Consider the following 19,974-nt stretch of genomic DNA (forward strand, 5'->3'; position numbering starts at 1 on the left):
AATTAATGGAGGTGATATAATAGAAGATATAATTCTAATTCACTAATAACCAAATTGGTGTCTGACACCGGTAATGTTTAATAGGAGATGAATGAACATGGGTTTAGTAAGACAAGGAATTAGTATTATCCACTTTGATGAAACGTATTTTGAACAACCAAAATTATTGCAGCATAGGCATGAAGACCTTGATTTTCGGCAAATGCAGCATGTAAATCTTTTTTGCGAGGATGATTCATTAGTCCTGTTAAAGCATCAGCTGCGAAGACGGAGGCAAAAGGGAATCACCTTCATTGGCAGCGGAAACTATCATTATATGAGCTTCCTGTTATTAAAAGAAATGACCAAACCATTCACCCTCGTTTTATTTGACAATCATCCTGATCTTGGTATGAATCAAAACCAAGATGAAAGTTTGCTTTCATGCGGTTCGTGGGTATCGTATGCCCTTGACGAAATTCCGTTATTACAGCAAGTTGTCATCATCGGACCAACCACGATTTCACAAACTCACATCAATCATCCGCGAGTTGTCATCTTTCCGTTTGATGGCAGACATCATTATTCATTTAAATCAATTTTATCCGTCATCCATACACAACATGTCTATATTAGTATTGATAAAGATGTACTAAATGCCGTTGAAGCCGCTACCAACTGGAACCAGGGGGTTATGAATCTTCAGATGCTGACTCAATATCTAGAAATGCTTGGCAAGCATAAACAAATTGAAGGGGTTGATATCTGCGGCGAAGAGCATATTTCTCCGGCTGATATGCTGCTGCCGGACTATCAAGCGATGATTCAAAAAAATGAAAATGCAAACTTAACTATTTTAGATACATGTTTGAAAACAAGGGAACAGAAACAAAAGGGGCATAAACTCCTTTTGGATGGTAAAATTAGCTAAAGAAACATTTATTGGGGGGATGTTCGTGTTGAGAATTGGAGTAATTGGACTAGGGGATATCGCTCATAAGGCATATCTTCCGGTTTACAGTCAAATAAAGGATGTAGAATTTCATTTTACCACAAGGAGCCAGGAAAAGTTAAAAGAGATTGGCGGGCAATACCGATTTACCCATCTTCATTCAAATTTGAATTCTCTGGTAAACAGCGGAATCATCGGGGCATTCGTTCACTCCTCGACATCATCACATGAAGAAATCCTCAGCTGGCTGCTGAACCGTGGCGTTCATGTATTTGTGGACAAGCCGATTACGGATTATTATGACGGGGCGAAAAGGCTTGTGGAACTGGCTGAAGAGAAGGGGCTTATTCTCATGACCGGGTTCAACCGTAGATATGCTCCTTCCTATAGGAGATTAAAGCAAATTGCACAGCCCAACATGGTCCTCGTACAAAAGAATCGAAAAAATCTTCCTGGGGAACCGAGGAACTTTATTTTTGATGATTTTATCCATGTTGTCGATACAATGCGTTATTTATCCCCCCATCCAATTGAGGAACTGCTGGTCAATGGCCGCCTTGAAAATGGCATCCTTTATCATGTGGTGGTTCAGTTTATTTCACAAGGTGGAACAGCGATTGGCATTATGAACCGAGACAATGGTACAAACGAAGAAATTGCTCAAGTAATGGGGCCGTTTGAGAAGGGGACGGTGTACAATGTTTCAGAAACCATCATATCCAAGGATATGGAAAACATTGAAATGCGGGGAAGCGATTGGGAGCCGACCTTAGTGAAACGGGGGTTTCAGCAGATGGTGGGCGATTTTATTGAGGCAGTCAAATCAAATTCCAGCCCGGAAATTACCGGATGGGATTCGCTCGAAACCCATGAAATTTGTGAAGAAATTATTACAAAATTAGCGGAACGAAACTTATGAAAAATGATTAAAATTTATTGAAGTTAATATTTGTTAAATCAATAAAATTAAAAAAGGGAAGAGAAATTCTATCAGCCATGAAGCTAAATAGGATTTCTCTTCCTGTCGTTTTTAACGGACACCTTTCATAAAGCTCTGAATTTTCGGTGCAAGTGCAAATAGCACGATACTTAGGACGATGGAGGCACCGCCAATGACACCGAAGTACATCATTTCAGTTTGAGGTGTGTAAAATTTAACGAGCTGTGCATTTACCGCTTGTGCTGCCGCATTGGATAAGAACCATAAGCTCATAGTTTGTGCGGCAAAGGCTTTTGGTGCTAATTTAGTGGTAGCAGATAAGCCTACCGGCGATAAGCACAACTCACCGAGGACGCAGACAAAATAGCTGAGAACAAGCCATAATGGATTTACTAATGAATTTGTTCCGCCCAGGTAAGCAGGTAATAGGATAATTAGGAAGGACAAGCCTGAAAATAATAGCCCGAATGAGAATTTTTGCGGAATAGACGGTTCTCGTTTTCCTAATTTTACCCAAAGTATCGCAAATACAGGTGCTAGCGTGATAATAAATAATGGATTTAGTGATTGGAACCACGCCGGTGAAATATTAAACCCTGCGAAGTGAAGCTGTGTCCGCTTGTCCGCATAGTTTGCCAAAATCGTTGATCCCTGCTCTTGAATAGCCCAGAACATAACAGACGCAATAAATAATGGAATGTATGCAATAATTCTTGAACGCTCTACAGCTGTTGTTTTAGGGCTGATATACATTCTTATGAAATAAATGGTTGGAATCAAAAGACCGAGAATACTGATGATGGTGATAAATACTGGGAACGTTAAGATTCCCTTTGGAATCGTAATAGCACAAATAATGGCAATAATCACAATTGCTAATCCGAAATAAGTGAACACTTTTTTCTTTTCAGCAGGAGATAATGGGTTTGCGACAATCGTTCCGGCGAGACCGAGATTTTTTTTCTTGGTTGCCATAAAAACAACTAATCCCAAAAACATACCGACAGCGGCGATCCCGAAGCCTAAGTGGAAGCTTGTATCCATAATCGTCTTAGAACCAACGATTAACGGGGCAAGGAAACCACCTAAGTTAATACCCATGTAAAAAATACTGAAACCAGCATCACGGCGATTGTCTGATTCACTATACATATCACCAACAACGCTTGATACGTTTGGTTTTAATAATCCTGTACCGATAACAATCAATACCATTGAAACGAAGAAAAAGGCAATGTTTCCAGGAATGGCTAAAGCAATGTGACCAAGCATAATGAGAATCCCGCCATAAAAAACAGCTTTTGACGTACCAAAGACGCGGTCAGCCAGCCATCCGCCAATAATCCCGGACATATAAACAAGTGATCCGTAGATGGACATGATGGAAAGTGCCAAGGTCTGGTCCATCCCAAGGCCGCCCTTAGAGACTTCATAATACATATAGAAAACGAGGATTGCCCTCATTCCATAATAAGAAAAGCGCTCCCAAAATTCCGTGAAGAACAATGTAAATAGGCCTTTAGGGTGCCCGAAGAATCCTTTTTGAGGTACACTCTCCACAATTTTCTGTCTATTTATGTTCGACATTAAATTTTCTCCTCCTTTTGTTATTCTATAATACTTTTATATTTTAGAATCGTCAAAAACTTTTTTAAAAGTTATAAGTTGTTGGTTGGAGAAAATATTGATTTATCAATGTTTTAAGGAGTTTGAGGGAGGAAAAGAAAGTTTTTTCAAAATAATAATTGTTTTCCGAATCACACAACATCCGAATGAAATAATAGAAAAAAAGAAACCAAGCTGCCTTTAAAACAGCCTGGTTCTATATAAAAACTAAGGATATCGATTATAAAGGATGAGTAATAAAACTAACATGACTATGTCTAATTTGGCATTAAAGGCAAATTGCAGCAAGCCTGTATTGACGATAGGCAGCTTCGTTATCATGATTGCTGCAATCATGATCGCAATTAACGGGATTGCCGCTGTTTTAACTGATTTATTAAGCAAAATAAAAATTCCGCAGCCAATTTCAAGAATGATCACCAATTTTAGCATCAACTCCGGATACGGCAGGCCTAAACCAAGAAAATGATTGGCTGTTTCAGTATGAACCAATTTCATCAAACCTGAAACAATAAAAACATAAGCAACTGCATAACGAATAAGCTTCATCGTTGATAAAGAAGCACCCATGTCGTTTGTCCAACCCCCTTTGTACAACTGTATGCGGACTGGGGGACAAACAATACCAAAAAATACAATGGTGTCAGGCACCCATTTTTTTAAAATAGGCAAAATAGTCGTTGACCTTGACGCTGCGTAAAGGTGTATCGTTGGTTATAGAGGAGGTGATGATCTGATGGAATATACAGTGCAGAAGCTGGCATCTTTGGCAGGGGTGAGCAGCAGAACTCTTCGGTATTATGATGAAATTGGGATTCTGAAGCCGGCTAGAATTAATTCGTCGGGATACCGGATCTATGGTCAAGCAGAAGTGGACCAGCTGCAGCAAATTCTTTTCTATCGTGAATTAGGCATAGGATTAGAAGATATCAAGTTAATCATTACAAATCCCTCCTTTGATGCTAGAAAGGCACTTACAGAACATCGGCAAAAGCTCATTGAAAAGCGGGAACAATTAAATTTATTAATTGCGAATGTTGAGAAGACAATCGCTTATAAAGAAGGGAGAATGGAAATGTCTGATAAAGAAAAATTCGAAGGCTTTAAGAAGAAAATGATAGATGAAAATGAGGAAAAGTATGGAAGGGAAATTCGTGAAAAATACGGAAATGAGACGATGAACCGTTCAAATGCCCAACTTCAAAACATGACAAAGAAGGAATATGAAGAGGTTACAGCCCTTGCTGAACAGGTAACGAAAACACTTGCGGAAGCCATGAAAACGGGTAACCCTGCATGCGACCTTGCGCAAAAAGCAGCAGAACTACACAAGAAATGGCTCACTTATTACTGGCATGAATATAGCAAGGAAGCCCATGCAGGACTCGCCCAAATGTATGTAGACGATGAAAGATTTAAAGCCTACTACGACAAGGAACAACCCGGAACAGCCGAATTCCTTAGAGATGCCATCCTTATTTATACAAGCAAGGCTTAAAATAATAATATTATTTTGGTGCCTGACACCGTTGTGGATAACTCAGTTATCCACAACGGTGTCAGGCACTCTTTTTTAGGTATTTATTACTGGGTGATAGGTACCTTTTTTAATATTTATAACCAAGTTTGAGTTTTTTTAGAAATGATAGTATGATATAATTGTCATAATATTTATTATTTTGTAATATTTTTTTACAATGTTAGATTAATAACGATTAGGTAGGTGTAAATGTGAATAATGAACCTATTCTACAAATAAAAGATTTAAGGATTTCCTTTCAATCTGGGAAGAAGTTCCTGCCGGCGGTGGATGGGATCAGCTTTGAACTAAGAGAGGGAGAAATTCTTGGAATCGTTGGAGAATCCGGGAGCGGTAAAAGTGTTACCTCACTTGCAGCGATGGGGTTGATTCCAACACCTCCAGGGAAAATTGAAAATGGCGAGATTATTTTTGACGGGAAGGACCTTAAAAACATCTCTGAAAAAGAATGGCGCAAAATTCGCGGCAATCAGATTTCGATGATTTTTCAGGAACCGATGACGTCTCTAAATCCGTTATTTACTATTGGAAATCAATTGTTGGAGGCCATACGCTTACATACTAACTTTTCAAAGGCAGAGGCAAAGGCGCGCAGCATCGAATTATTAAAGCTCGTAGGGATTCCGAGAGCGGAAGGGATTCTGAACGAGTACCCTCATCAACTCTCCGGTGGTATGCGCCAGCGGGTGATGATTGCGATGGCAATGGCCTGTAATCCGAGGGTATTGATTGCGGACGAGCCGACAACAGCGCTGGATGTGACGATTCAAGCTCAAATTCTTGCATTAATGAAGGATCTCAATCAAAAAACAAACACCTCGATTATCTTAATCACCCATGATTTGGGTGTCGTTGCGGAAATCTGTGAGCGGGTCATTGTCATGTATGCTGGACAGGTGGTAGAACAGGGCGATGTGAGAACCATTTTGAAAAACCCTCAGCATCCTTATACAAAAGGATTATTGAAATCGGTTCCAGACTTAAGAGGAAAAAAGGAACGACTATACAGCATCCCTGGTACTGTTCCGATACCTGGATCAGTTGTGCAGGGCTGCCGCTTTGCCGCAAGATGTGCGGAAGCGTTTGAAAAATGCCGGATGGAATCACCAGATTTATACCAATCGGAAAAAGACGGACATGAAGTGCGCTGTTTCCTACATACATTGAAAGAGGGGAGAGACGAACATGTCCGAGTTACTTCTTGAAGTAAACGGCCTTAAAAAGTACTTTCCTATAACTGGCGGCATCTTAGGAAGGAAACAAGGAGAAGTAAAAGCTGTAGATGACGTTTCTTTTTACGTAAAAAAAGGAGAAACATTAGGCATTGTTGGGGAATCCGGCTGCGGCAAATCAACAACCGGCCGTCTTTTGATGCGTTTAATAGAAGCAAGTGACGGTTCGATTATCTTTGAAGATAAAGAGATTACCAAGATGTCAAAGTCGGAATTACGAAAAGTCCGGCGCGATATTCAAATGGTGTTTCAAGACCCCTATGCATCGCTGAACCCAAGGCATTCCATCGAGCAAATTTTAGAAGAATCCTTAATTGTACATGGTATCGGGACGAGGGAAGAGCGCCGCAAGCGGGTTAAGGAAATGCTGGAAGTAGTTGGTTTAAGCAGTTATCATGCGAAAAGATATCCGCATCAATTCAGCGGCGGGCAGCGGCAGAGGATTGGGATTGCGAGAGCACTTATGACCAAGCCCAAACTGATTATCGCCGATGAGCCGGTCTCAGCCCTCGACGTGTCAATTCAGGCTCAGGTGTTAAACCTGATGAAGGATATTCAAAAGGAATTCCAGTTAACCTACATTTTTATCGCCCACGATTTAGGGGTTGTCCGCCATATTAGCGACAGAGTGGGTGTGATGTATTTAGGCAGATTAATAGAGTTGACTGATAGTGAGGAGCTATACGAGAATCCGTTGCATCCTTATACAAAAGCACTGCTTTCTGCAGTTCCCGTCCCAGACCCGGACCTGAAGAAAGAGACTATTTTAATAGAAGGTGATCTTCCGAGTCCGGCCAACCCTCCGTCAGGCTGTGCCTTTCACACAAGATGCGGAGAGTGCATGGATATTTGCAAAACAACGAGGCCAGTGGAAAGAGTACTTAACGGTCATTATGTTGCCTGTCACTTATATAACGAGTGATCGGCGGCATTTATGATATAAAAACAAAAATATTAGGGGGTAAGAAAACAAAATGAAGAGCAAAACGTTAAAAATGCTGCTGATTTCCTTATTAGCCATCAGCATGCTTCTAGTCGGCTGTAACAGCAGCAAGACGAACAGCGATGCGGACGGCAAAAAGAAGCCGGCTGACAGCGGCGCTCCTGCAAAGGATACCCTTGTCTATGGCCGCGGTGGTGACTCTACTTCGCTAGATCCGATCACCACAACAGAAGGTGAAACCTTCAAGGTAACAATTAATATTTTTGAACAATTACTCAATTATGGGGAGCAGGATACAACGATTCACCCAGGGCTAGCCGAAAAATGGGAAGTTTCTGATGATGGCTTAACCTACACATTCCACCTTCGCCAAGGGGTGAAATTCCATGACGGCACGGATTTCAATGCTGATGCCGTTATTTACAACTTCAACCGTTGGATGAACGGTGATGCGGAAAAATTCCCGTATTACACAATGTTTGGGGGCTTTAAGAAAGACGAAGGTCATGTTATCAAAGAAATTAAAGCTGTTGACGATCACACAGTACAATTTATTTTGAAAAGACCTCAAGCACCATTTTTGAAAAACCTTGCTATGTCTATGTTTGGTATTGCCAGTCCTACAGCTCTTGAGAAGTATGGCGATGATTTCAGAAACAATCCTGTTGGAACAGGTCCATTCAAATTTGTTGAGTGGAAGCCAAACGACAAGATTGTGATTGAAAAGAACACAGAATACTGGGATAAAGAACTTCCGAAGTTAAACAAAATTATTTTCCGCGTCATCCCGGAAAATACTGCTCGTCTTAACGCCCTTGCAAATGGTGAGATTGACGTAATGGATGGATTAAATAATTCAGATGAGGAAACTGTAGCTGCTAACGACAAACTGCAAATCATCGAACGTCCATCAATGAACGTTGGTTACCTCGGCCTGACAACGACTCGCAAGCCGTTTGATAATAAGCTTGTTCGTCAAGCAATCAACCACGCCATTGATAAAAAGACGATCATCGATGCATTCTATGGCGGTAAAGCAATTGCAGCTAAAAACCCAATGCCGCCTTCTATTGAAGGATACAATGATGCGATTCAAGAATATCCTTATGACTTAGAGAAGGCAAAAGCGTTACTTAAGGAAGCTGGATTTGAAAAAGGTTTCGAAATTGACCTATGGGCAATGCCTGTAGCCCGTCCATACATGCCTGAAGCACAAAAGGTTGCTGAAGTTATTCAAGAAAGCTTAAGCAAACTTAATATCAAAGCAAACATCAAATCCGTTGACTGGGCAACTTATCTAGATAAGGCGGCAAAAGGTGAGTTTGATATGTTCATGCTAGGCTGGACCGGTGACAATGGAGACCCTGACAACTTCATTTACACATTGCTTGATAAGGACAGCATCGGTGCCAATAACTATGCTCAGTACAGCAATGATGATCTGCACAAGATTTTAATTGAAGCTCAAACAATCGCTGACCAAGATAAACGTAATGAGCTTTATAAGAAAGCACAAGAAATCGTCCATGAAGATGCTCCATGGGTGCCGCTTGTTCACTCAACACCGTTACTAGCAGCAGCTAAAGATGTGGCTAATTACCTTCCGCATCCAACAGGCTCTGAGAGCTTAGCCAAAATTGAATTCAAATAGTAATTAGTTTTGAGAGGGGAGGTAACTTTGCCTCCCCTTTTGCCTAACAAAGGATTGCTCTTTTTTGAAAAATAATAACCGCTATTATCCGCGAATTGTTGGATGATATCCGCGATTTTAAGCAATTTATCCGCGAATCAAATTTTTGTAGAAATTAATCACAAAAGAGGTGAGTAAGTTGCTAACATATACAGTCCGGCGAATACTTTCATTAATACCTGTTCTAATCGGCATGACCTTGATTGTATTTGCAATTATCCATGCCATCCCGGGAAACCCCGCTCAAGTAATCCTTGGACAAAGGGCTACAAAGGAAACAATCGCGGAACTGACGAAACAGTTGGGACTTGATCAGCCATGGTACATACAATATTTTGATTATATTAATTCTCTCCTGCATGGAGATTTAGGAATATCACTGCGGACAAGGGGTCCGATTAATGAGGAGGTTTGGCCATACTTAGCAGCAACGATGGAGTTAACATTAGTTGCCATCATCATTGCTGTTGTTATCGGGGTCAATGCTGGGATCATCAGCGCATGGTTTTCAAAATCATGGTTCGATTATGTCGCAATGGTATTTGCTTTGATTGGAGTTTCGATGCCGATTTTCTGGCTAGGTTTAATGGGACAATGGGTATTTTCGATTGAATTAGGCTGGCTGCCAACAACGGGGAGAGAGAACCCTAGAGATCCCGTTACATCGTTAACAAATTTTTACTTGCTTGATACCCTGCTGCAGGGACGATTTGATCAATTTAAAGTAGTGTTTCAGCATTTAATTTTACCTAGTGCAGCCCTTGCGACAATCCCAATGGCGATTATTGCCAGAATGACACGGGCAACGATGCTAGAGGTTATGAGGTCCGATTTCGTTCGTACTGCTAGAGCTAAAGGCTTGAGAATGTTTTGGGTAGTGTACAAGCATTCATTGAAAAATGCCATTATTCCCGTTCTTACAGTGATAGGTTTGCAAACAGGTTTGCTATTAGGGGGAGCGATATTAACAGAAACCATCTTCGGCTGGCCAGGGATTGGAAGATATTTATATGATGCTATTAATTTCCGTGATTACCCTGTTATTCAATCTGGGATACTGATTATTGCTGCCATCTTCGTTTTAATCAATTTGATTGTGGATCTATTATATGTTCTAATCGATCCGCGAATAAAGTATACGAAATAAGGGGGGACCGTTAATGGCAGAACTTGCAAAAAATACAGCTGAGATTCAGACAATAATACCAGCTGAAGAAAAGTTTGTACCTCCGTGGAAGGAGGCATGGCGGTCCTTTTATAAAAATCGGTTAGCCGTCATTGGTCTTGCAATTGTTATCTTTTTTATCATTATTGCCCTCATTGCGCCGTGGATCGCGCCATACGGTTTTAAGGAGCAGGTGATGTCCGAACGGATGCAGGCGCCGTCTAGCAAGCATTGGTTTGGAACCGACGACTTTGGACGGGATATTTTTTCCAGGGTGTTATATGGAGCAAGAATTTCCCTTTGGGTCGGATTTTTCTCGGTCTTAGGGTCTGTAGTGGCTGGGACATTTTTAGGCATCGTTGCCGGGTACTACGGACGCTGGGTAGATACAATAATTTCTCGGATTTTTGATATTATGCTCGCCTTCCCTAGTATTCTTCTAGCGATTGCAGTTGTCGCTATTCTTGGCCCGTCGCTGCAAAATGCTTTAATTGCAATTGCTGTCATTAACGTGCCGAACTTTGGCCGGCTTGTCCGCTCAAAAGTGTTAAGTGTTAAGCAGGAAGAATACATTATGTCAGCGCGGGCGATTGGGATGAAGGATTCCCGGATTCTTTTCCGTCATATTTTACCGAACAGTATTTCTCCGGTAATAGTGCAGGCAACCTTGGCGATTGCCACAGCAATTATTGAGGCCGCTGCGTTAGGCTTCCTTGGTTTGGGCGCCCAGCCGCCTACGCCTGAGTGGGGGAAAATGCTCGCCGATTCCAAAAACTATATTACTAACGCCCCATGGACATTATTTTTCCCAGGTATGGCGATCATGCTGACGGTGCTTGGGTTTAACCTGATGGGGGACGGATTACGTGATGTACTTGATCCAAAAATGAAAAACTAGCTGAAAAGACTCCTAAATGGGGTCTTTTTCTTGTGAAGCTGATATGGAGAAGGATAGTTGTGTTAATAGAAGTTATAAACGACCAAGAGCGAATAAAAAAAGTGTCAAGGTAGCGTATAAAGGGTTAAAGTTAAACTAGGGTAAAAATAACGGAAGTGCAATCGCAAAAAATAGTTTTGTCTTATATAATCAGAAGATTTATAATAGGCTAAAGATTGTCCGTGTTTGGTAGGAGGAATAAAGTGTGACTAATAAAGAAAAAAGTATCGTTTTAATCGGTTTTATGGGGGTCGGAAAGACGACTGTCTCAAAGCTGCTGGCTGCGAAACTTAATCGAGAATTTATAGATATAGATGAAGTAATTGAAAAGGAATTCAATTTGCCGGTTCCGGAAATCTTTCAGAAGTTCGGTGAAAAGGTATTTAGAGATAAAGAAAAGGAGTTAATCACAAGAATTACTAAACAGGAAGGTAAAATCATTTCCGTCGGCGGGGGCGCGTTCCTACAGGAGAATATCAAAAATGAATGCTTAACAAACTGCACAGTCATTTATTTAAGTATTTCTTTTGAAAACTGGAAGGACAGGCTCAGTCTCATCATCGACAGCCGCCCAGTTCTCCAAGGAAAAACATTAGGAGAAATGGAAGAACTGTTTAATAAAAGAAAAGCAATCTATGCCAATCATCATCTACAAATCGAAGTTGATAACAAGAATCCGGAAGAGGTTGTAAAGGAAATTCTCATAAAGGGGGAATTAAAAAAATGACAAGATCGATAACAGTCCGCGGCGTTACGATCGGCGAGGGTACCCCGAAAATCTGTGTACCAATGGTAGGAAGGACTTTGACTGAGATTTTAGAAGAAGCAAATAGGTTAAAAACCATAGATTTGGATGTTGTCGAGTGGCGCGCAGACTTTTTCGAACATGTAGATGATCGGGAAAAAGTGATAGATGCACTTTATCAAATCCGTACGGTTCTCAAAGAAACACCTCTCATTTTCACCTTCAGAAGTGCAAAAGAGGGCGGCGAAAAAGAAATCAGTCCGGAATATTACCTACAATTGAATAAAGCAATTATTGAGACCGGCCAAGCTGACATCATCGATATTGAGTTATTTAGTGATGAATCGCTTGTAAAATCATTGGTGGAATGGGCACACGCAAATAACATTTTCGTCATTATTTCTAATCATGATTTTGAAAAGACACCTTCAAAAGAGGAAATTATCGCCAGATTAAAGAAGGCGCAGGAATTAGGCGGGGATTTGCCAAAAATCGCGGTCATGCCGCAAAGTCAAGCGGATGTTCTGACTTTACTGGATGCAACCAACATAATGTATACCCAGTATGCAAACAGACCGATTATTACGATTTCCATGGGAAGTAGAGGGGTTATCAGCCGCTTAGCAGGAGGAGCGTTTGGTTCAGCGTTGACATTTGGTTCTGCAGGCAGAGAATCTGCCCCCGGACAAATTGCAGTCTCAGAGCTAAGAAGAGTATTAAAACTTTTAAAAAACTAAAAAAACAGGCAGAATCTAGCGAACTCCATGTCCGTTAGATTCTGCCTGTTTTCACATCTAGAAAAATATCCGTTCAACCAGCCAGATACCGCCTAAAATAGTAATGATAACCGACCCCAAACGTATCACTTTACTGTATGATTTTTGCTTTTGAATAAACCTTAGCAGTGGAAGCAGCAATAATACAATTCCCAATTGGACCGTCTCAATTCCCAAATTGAAATTAACTAGTGCCACTGCAAGATGGCTTTTTGGAATGGCCATTTCCTTAAGGATACTGGCAAATCCAAGACCGTGAATTAAACCAAATAAGAATGTGATACCCCAACGATGGCGAATCTCTTTCCGGAAAATATTTTCTAATGCGACATAACAGATACTAAAGGCAATTGTTGCTTCTACAAACCGTGACGGCAGTGTGACCCAGCCAAGGACTGCCAAACTAAGTGTAATACTATGTGCAATCGTAAAGGATGTAATGATTGCAGCATATTGTTTAAAGGTTTGTTTTCTTAACAATAACGCAAATAAAAATAATAAATGGTCATAGCCGGTTAAAATGTGAAGGGTACCCAGTTTGAAAAACGACAGCCATGTGGACGTAGTTTTTGTATCAACTGATTGATCTTTTGTAGGTCCTTGGTCCGAGCCTTGGGTAACAGTTTGACCGTGGTCAGCTCCTTGTTCTTGCTGTACATCTGTTAACAGCATCGTCCAGCTGCGATCATTGCCCTGGATAATCCCTTCGCTTGTCGTTCCGGTATAGGAAGCGGAAATAAGATTTACATAATTTGTCGCTGTATCATTCACATAGAAGCCGTCATTCAAAGTTATCGTATCGCCGGATGAAAAAGCCGGATAAGCCATATAAATGGATAGAAATTCCTTGTTTTGTTTTTTTACAAGTTTCATTTTTTCTACCTTGGGTGTTTGCTCTTGATTATTCTTATCCAGTGCAAGCCCTTCGGATATAATTTCTTCAATTTCGTGCTCCTTATTGTCAATCTCTGATTTCTCCAGTACCCAGTTTTTATTTTGATCAATGCCATCTATTAACTCAAGGATAGATAGAGTATCGATAGAAAAAACTAACTCTGTTTTATCATGATCTATTGTGATATTTGTGTAGCTGGCGCTTAAAGCGTGGGCAGAAGTTATAGAAGGAAAAGAAAATAATGATATAAGTGCAAGCGTTAACAAAAGGATGGTACTAAGTCTAGATGTTGAAAAATAACGAAATTTGTCGAAAAATAACCCCACAAAACCACTCCTGAATTATTATATTAAAATATCTTTTTTGGAAATAACTGAATTAAAAAAATCACATCTATCCCTTATATAATCATATTATAAACCCATTTGTACAATGTAAATAATTACTATGTAAATATTTCGATAATATTTTGTAAATTATATATCTTTCGGTTTTAAATTTTTGTAGAATTATAGAGTAATTTGACTTTTTAAATTGAAGGGATGGTTGGTGGATGATAGGGAAAAATAGAGCCCTTAAACGCTGTACAAGTATAGTTACAGCAGCACTTCTATTGATCAGTACATTTTTACCGAGCGGCTTAATAGGAAGAGCCCATGCGGAAATGGCTGATCATGTCGTAATTTCACAATATTTCGGAGGAGGGGGTAATAGCGGGGCACCATACAACAAGGACTTTATTGAATTATACAATCCTACTGAACAAGATGTTGTGCTTGATGGCTGGTCCATACAATATGCTTCTGCAGCTGGCACCACATGGTCAGTTACACCGTTAGCTGGAACCATTAAAGCCCATGGATATTACCTAATTGCTGAAACAGGCGGTGCTACTGGAGCAGATATTCCTACTCCTGACGCATCTGGTGCAATCGCAATGTCTGGTACAGCTGCAAAAATTGCCTTGTTTAAAGATAAGACAACAGCAGCAACAGGTGCAAAGCCGACAGATGCAATTGACTTTGTTGGTTTGGGTACAGCAAATGCATTTGAAGGAAATGGTCCAACAAAGGCACCATCCAACACGACAAGCGCTCAGCGCAGACCATATGCCAATGTTGACCCAGCCACTGGAAAAGGAAATGCTTGGGATACAGATGACAATGCCCAAGATTTTTATGTAGGTCCAGTCGCTGTGCCAAGAAATACTGCAAGTCCAACAGAAGCTCCTATGGTCCCACAGGACAGCTTGCAGCCTAAAGGAATGTACATTCAATTTATTCAAGATGGAACTAATGTGAAAGTAACAGGTCTAGCCGATGCAGTAGAGCCTGGTTCAAATATTAATATTTATGAAAACGCAACCAAAGGTGTTTCAAAAGGCTCAGCTGTTGCAGGATCGAACGGTTCTTTTGAAGTCAGCTTTACTTCCGAAAATGCCCTATCTTCTCTATTTGTCGCAGCAACACAAGACAAGTTGGATGAAAGTACGGCAATTGAAATTTCTGCAGCAAAACCAAGTAAATCAATTGCTCCAGATAAATTAAGTTATGTAGTGACTAAAGGTGTTGGAACATTAATAGGTAATGCAGGTGCTGCAGCTTCCAATGCCATCATTAATGTATATCCGAATGAACAAGCATCTGTAAATGAAAGATTAAATACGGATGAATTGAAAGCCGGCAGCTCTGGAGATTTTTCCATAACATTTGAGAAAGCTCCAGATACTGTTTATGTAACACAAATTACAAGCTCTGCAAAAGGGATTATGTTAGAAAGTACCCCAGTATCTGTCACAAAGGCTGATACTGCTACGGTTTCAAACATTGCAGATGTGCGTGAATCAGACTCAAAAGGCCAGCCGGTTAACCTAAACAAAGCTTTTACCATTGAAGGTGTGGCAACCGTGGATAATCAAATTCTCGGTACGCAAAAGCAAAACTTTTACCTTCAGGATGCAACCGCTGGAATCAATGTTTTTAGTTCGGATTTAGAGATACCATTTAAAGTGGCAAAAGGCGATAAATTACGCATTACCGGAAGTGTGGATTTCTATTTAGGTTTAACAGAATTTGTTCCCACTTCAATCACAAAAATTAGTGAAGGTAATCCGCTGCCAGAGCCAAAGCTTTTAACTATTGAAGATTTATCGAACTATGCGAAGGCAGAGCCGCTTGAAGGCAGTCTTGTGACGGTAACCGGCAAAGTGTCGGCTGTTCAAAGCACACCGCCAAACTACAATGTCACGTTAGTGGATGAAAATAATAAAGCCACTACCTTAAGGGTTATGGGAGCAACAGGTATTAACCCTGATAAGGATCTCATCGGCGGGAAAAGTTATAGCATTACGGGCGTAGTTGGACAGTATACGAAAAATGCTGCAGCAACGAATGGATATCAGCTATACCCGCGCGATGTAAAGGATATTGCGCCTATTTTAGGAGTTACTCATACTCCTATAAAAGAAGTTTATAAAAATACAAATGTTGAATTCGAAGCAATCGCTGATGGGGCAGAATCCGTCACCTTATTTTACAAAGCGAAAGGGACATCTGGCTATACAGCACTTCCTATGGTGAAGGGCAGTGAAGGACGATACACAGTAACATTAGAAGCTGCAAAGGTACCGCAAAACGGCTTTGAATATTATATTGAAGCCAAAGCAGGTACTCAATCAAAAACTGTCGGTTCAGAAAACGCACCATTATCGGTTTCGTTAATTGAGGATACACAGGGCCCTTCATTCAACGGGGAAACCCCTCAAGATGGTACCAGAGTGGAAAGTCCGCAGCCGGAGATTTCCGTATTAATTGATGATCCAAGTGGTGTTGATGTTACATCCGTAAAAATGTGGTTAGATGACAAGGAAATAAAAGCACCTGAGGCAGTAATCAGTAAATCACAGGTGAAATACACACCTGCGGATGAATTAGTTCTAGGTAAGCATGTTGTAAAAGTTTCCGCAACAGACGTAAAAGGCAATACTAATGAAAAAGAATGGACATTTGAAGTTGTTCCGCGCTTTCAAGGCGGTCATCATTACCGTGGTACAACACATAATCATACAAATATTTCACACGATGGTGCTGGTACACCGGAAGATGCATTAAAAGCAGGTCAGTTACACCATTATGATTGGTTTGCTTTTTCAGACCATTCACACGATATTGATCCATCCTTACTTGGACAAGATACTGTTGACCATAAAGGGATGCAGGAGCGTACTGGCGGTGAACAGTGGCAATTAACGAAAGACCTTTCCGCTAAGTATACAAAGAATGGCGATTATGTCGTATTCCCGGCATTTGAAATGACCTCAACGACTTGGGGGCATTCCAATATTTTTGGTTCAGACAATTTTATTGACCGTAATATTAACGGCAAACAATACCAGGATTTAAACAAGTACTATGCGTGGGTTATGACGTATGACGATATCGTTGGACAATTTAACCACCCCGATATGTCAAAGGATGCCTTTAACAACTTTAAGCCTTACAACAAAGAAGTAGACAAATTGTTTACCATGTTAGAGGTTGGAAATGGTTCAGGCCACTATGGGTATGCGAATGCGGAAGGTAAGTTCTTCTCTGCCTTAGATTTAGGCTGGCATGTGGCTCCTACTTATGGTGAAGATAACCATGAAGGAACATGGGGTCAGGTGAATGCCCGTACCGTTATCGTGGCAGATGATCTAACTCAAGAATCACTGCTCCATTCCATGCGCAATATGCGTGTGTACATGGAGGAGGATCCTAACTTTACGTTAGATGTATTAGCAAACGGCTACTACATGGGATCTACAGTAGATAGTAAAACATTGAAATTTGATATTAAAGGAAACGACTTTGTAGCTGAAGCTCATAATGACAGTGATTATAGTTATCTTCCAACCAGCTATAAGTCTGATGATCGAATTGCAAAAGTAGAGTTAATTACAAATGGCGGGAAAGTGGTAGATTCCATTTCACCGATGGAAAAAGAATTCACATGGAAGCCAAGCTATACAGTAACCGGCGGCCAGCAATGGTTTGTTGTAAAGGTTACGCAAATGGATGGCGAAAGAATTTACTCCTCACCAATCTGGTCTAAAGAGGAATCCGTGGATGTTAAAGTAAACAGCATCGATATCGATGCTGGTGTTATCATTGCCGGAAACCCAGCGTCGCTTAAAGCATCGGTTGCTAATAATGGAACAGAGGCAGTGAAAAATCTACAAGTTGATTTCTATTATGATGAAGTCAATGAGCAGCATTTTATTGGTACAAATGATATATCCTCCATTTTAGGAAAGAGTTCAGCAACAGCGGCAGCGACTTGGACAAGTCCAGTGAAGGGGGACCATGAATTAATTGCGGTGGTAACCTCGAAGGACGGCCTTGATATTGGGGATGTAAAATTTGTGTTACCTGTAAAAATTAAGGACGCGTTAGGAATTAAGGTATTAATTGATGCAAAACATGGTAACGAAAATACTAGTGGTGACAGCGGCACATATAAAGACAATTTAAAGGCATTTACACTACTTATGCAAAAAGAAGGGTATACAGTAGAGGAAAATAAAGCAGCCTTTACTGACCAATCTTTAAGTAATGTAAATGTGCTCGTGATTACCCATCCGAGGGCTGCTTTTACAGCTGATGAGAGGGCGGCAATCGCAAAGTTTGTTCAAAATGGCGGATCACTATTAATGGCTGGTAAAAGTAATAATGGCTCCGATCCGGCAAATAATAATGCCGTGTTAAGTGACATGGGTTCACAAATCCGCATGAGTAATGATGGTGTGTTTGATGACAGTAAGTCTGGAAACTTCTGGTCAGACCCTAGTGTAAGTCCTTGGGCTGTACGAGTACACCCGGGACTGACAGCAAACTATATCACGGACCGTGTTACGTTTATCGATTACTATAGTGGTTCAAGTTTGTCAGGTGCTGACAATCAGCCGCTAGTCCAAAACGATAAAGTAACGATTCTTGCCAATGGTAATGAAACAACTTACCAAGGTAGCATTAAAGGCGGTTACACCTATGATGCAGTCTCAGATACAACAGGCGGTTCAGCCATTCCATTAATGGCATCGGAGGAAATTGGCGAAAAAGGCCGAGTTGTTGTCTCTGGTATGAATCTCTTCAATGACAAGCAAATGGATGAGTCTTATGAACCAAAAGGCAATGACGAATTTACGTTAAATGCTATCAATTGGCTGGCACATCGTGATACGAAGGTAACCAAGATTGCTGATGCCAGGAAATTAGCCGATGATCAAGATGTTGTAGTAGAAGGAACGGTTACGACAGCTGCTGGCGTCTTCTTCGATGCTTTTTATGTTCAAGATGATACTGGCGGAATCATGGCCTTCTTGGAGGTTCCGGAAGGATCAATAAAATTAGGCGATAAGGTTCGTGTCTATGGGCATATTAAGACATTCGAAAATAATAAAGAGTTAGAGTTTACCAGCTTTACAAAAGATGTTATTAAGCTTGGATCAGGTGAGCCGCTTCAGCCAAAACTAGTGCCAACTGGAGAAGCGACATCTGCTGCAAACCAAGGGCTGCTTGTAAAAGTAAAAGGTAAAGTCGTGACTAAATTCGATGATAACTCTTATTGGGTTAATGATGGTTCAGGCGATATATTAGTCTTCACCGACGGTTACATTGTAAACCAAAGCGGGCCGGTTCCTGTTCTAAAAACAGGGGATACCCTTGAAGCTGTCGGATTATCAGGTTCATTCGCACAGGGAGTCCGGATTCGTGTGCGTGATACAAAAGAATTAAAACAGTTGGATGAAACGGCGCCATTTACACAAGCAGAGGTCGATTCCAAAGAGTCACAAGGTAATAATGGATGGTACCGCTCAGATGTATCAGTCAGCCTATCCGCAAATGATGACTTGTCTGGTGTTCAATCAACGAAGTATCGTATAAATAGAAGCGATTGGACAGATTACACTGGACCGATTCAACTGACTTCTGATGGTATTATTAAGATTGAATACCGCAGTACAGACAAAGCAGGAAATGTTGAAGAGGCAAAATCAGTTGAAATTAAGATTGATAAAACGGAACCTACCTTAAAGGTATCTGTTGATAAGCCGATTCTATCTGTGCCAAATCGTAAAATGGAAGACATTAAAGCATTACTGGATTATAGTGATTCCACTTCAGGTATTGACTCAGTAGTTTTAGAATCGATTAGCGTTAATGAGGATAATGCAGTTTCTAGCGATATTCAAGGTGCTGAATATGGTATGCTTGATACAGCCTTTAGTCTTAGAGCTGAAAGAAATGGAACTGGGAATGGAAGAATCTACACCATTACCTATTTAGCGGCAGACAAGGCTGGAAATATAACAAAAGGTACAGCAACAGTAACAGTACCAAAGGGCAAGACAGGTAATTAATGAATAAAAGACTGCGCAATGAGGACAGCTTTTGCGCAGTCTTTTTTTATATAAAAATGTAAGCGTTACCATTAGAGAGAGCTAATTTTGCGATTGAATAAAAATAAATTTTTATAAATATTTATAAAATTTAATTGAATAATTATATACATGT

The 19,974-nt window shown here is 40.6% G+C and carries 14 protein-coding genes; 11 read left to right on the forward strand and 3 right to left on the reverse strand.

Annotated features, from left to right (window positions below; genetic code table 11):
* The first annotated feature begins 97 nt into the window (after positions 1-97).
* Positions 98-910: an arginase family protein gene (locus A6749_RS18695; RefSeq protein ID WP_066393885.1), complete on the forward strand. Its 813-nt coding sequence runs from the start codon at positions 98-100 to the stop codon at positions 908-910.
* Positions 911-929: 19 nt separating this feature from the next.
* Positions 930-1,850, forward strand: a complete 921-nt coding sequence (locus tag A6749_RS18700) for a Gfo/Idh/MocA family protein (protein ID WP_236719700.1) — start codon at positions 930-932, stop codon at positions 1,848-1,850.
* 111 nt (positions 1,851-1,961) lie between these two features.
* Here the strand turns inward: A6749_RS18700 and A6749_RS18705 are convergent, their stop codons facing one another.
* Both A6749_RS18705 and A6749_RS18710 read right to left on the reverse strand, forming a co-directional pair.
* Positions 1,962-3,458: a peptide MFS transporter gene (locus A6749_RS18705; protein WP_066393893.1), complete on the reverse strand. Its 1,497-nt coding sequence runs from the start codon at positions 3,456-3,458 to the stop codon at positions 1,962-1,964.
* A gap of 246 nt (positions 3,459-3,704) precedes the next feature.
* On the reverse strand, positions 3,705-4,067 hold the full coding sequence (locus tag A6749_RS18710) for a DoxX family protein (protein ID WP_066393896.1): 363 nt from the start codon (positions 4,065-4,067) through the stop codon (positions 3,705-3,707).
* Between the two features lie 166 nt (positions 4,068-4,233).
* On the opposite strand from A6749_RS18710, the gene A6749_RS18715 reads away from it, so the two are divergent.
* The 8 genes from A6749_RS18715 (at position 4,234) to aroD (ending at position 12,486) form a co-directional block, all read left to right on the forward strand.
* A complete protein-coding gene (locus A6749_RS18715; RefSeq protein WP_066393898.1) occupies positions 4,234-4,995 on the forward strand; it encodes a MerR family transcriptional regulator in 762 nt (253 codons plus the stop codon).
* A 233-nt stretch (positions 4,996-5,228) separates the two neighbouring features.
* Positions 5,229-6,242 carry an ABC transporter ATP-binding protein gene (locus A6749_RS18720; RefSeq protein ID WP_066393913.1) on the forward strand — a complete coding sequence of 338 codons (1,014 nt, stop codon included), beginning with the start codon at positions 5,229-5,231 and terminating at the stop codon, positions 6,240-6,242.
* Positions 6,223-7,191: an ABC transporter ATP-binding protein gene (locus A6749_RS18725; protein WP_066393925.1), complete on the forward strand. Its 969-nt coding sequence runs from the start codon at positions 6,223-6,225 to the stop codon at positions 7,189-7,191. The genes A6749_RS18720 and A6749_RS18725 overlap by 20 nt, the downstream gene beginning before the upstream one ends.
* Positions 7,192-7,243: 52 nt before the next feature.
* Entirely contained in the window at positions 7,244-8,863 is a 1,620-nt protein-coding gene (locus A6749_RS18730) for an ABC transporter substrate-binding protein (RefSeq protein WP_066393931.1), read from the forward strand.
* Between the two features lie 178 nt (positions 8,864-9,041).
* Positions 9,042-10,049: an ABC transporter permease gene (locus A6749_RS18735; protein WP_066393938.1), complete on the forward strand. Its 1,008-nt coding sequence runs from the start codon at positions 9,042-9,044 to the stop codon at positions 10,047-10,049.
* Positions 10,050-10,062: 13 nt separating this feature from the next.
* Complete coding sequence (nikC, locus tag A6749_RS18740; RefSeq protein WP_066393941.1) at positions 10,063-10,965, forward strand: nickel transporter permease; 903 nt, start codon at positions 10,063-10,065, stop codon at positions 10,963-10,965.
* 244 nt (positions 10,966-11,209) lie between these two features.
* A complete protein-coding gene (locus A6749_RS18745; RefSeq protein ID WP_127485724.1) occupies positions 11,210-11,731 on the forward strand; it encodes a shikimate kinase in 522 nt (173 codons plus the stop codon).
* Entirely contained in the window at positions 11,728-12,486 is a 759-nt protein-coding gene (aroD, locus tag A6749_RS18750; protein ID WP_066393944.1) for a type I 3-dehydroquinate dehydratase, read from the forward strand. Before A6749_RS18745 ends, aroD begins: the two co-directional genes overlap by 4 nt.
* A gap of 57 nt (positions 12,487-12,543) precedes the next feature.
* On the opposite strand, the gene A6749_RS18755 is transcribed toward aroD, so the two are convergent.
* A complete protein-coding gene (locus A6749_RS18755; protein WP_236719701.1) occupies positions 12,544-13,746 on the reverse strand; it encodes a HupE/UreJ family protein in 1,203 nt (400 codons plus the stop codon).
* Between the two features lie 227 nt (positions 13,747-13,973).
* On the opposite strand from A6749_RS18755, the gene A6749_RS18760 reads away from it, so the two are divergent.
* Entirely contained in the window at positions 13,974-19,820 is a 5,847-nt protein-coding gene (locus A6749_RS18760; protein WP_084797897.1) for a DUF4350 domain-containing protein, read from the forward strand.
* Positions 19,821-19,974 lie beyond the last annotated feature (154 nt).

Source organism: Neobacillus mesonae, from assembly GCF_001636315.1.
In the GTDB taxonomy this organism is placed as follows: domain Bacteria; phylum Bacillota; class Bacilli; order Bacillales; family Cytobacillaceae; genus Neobacillus; species Neobacillus mesonae.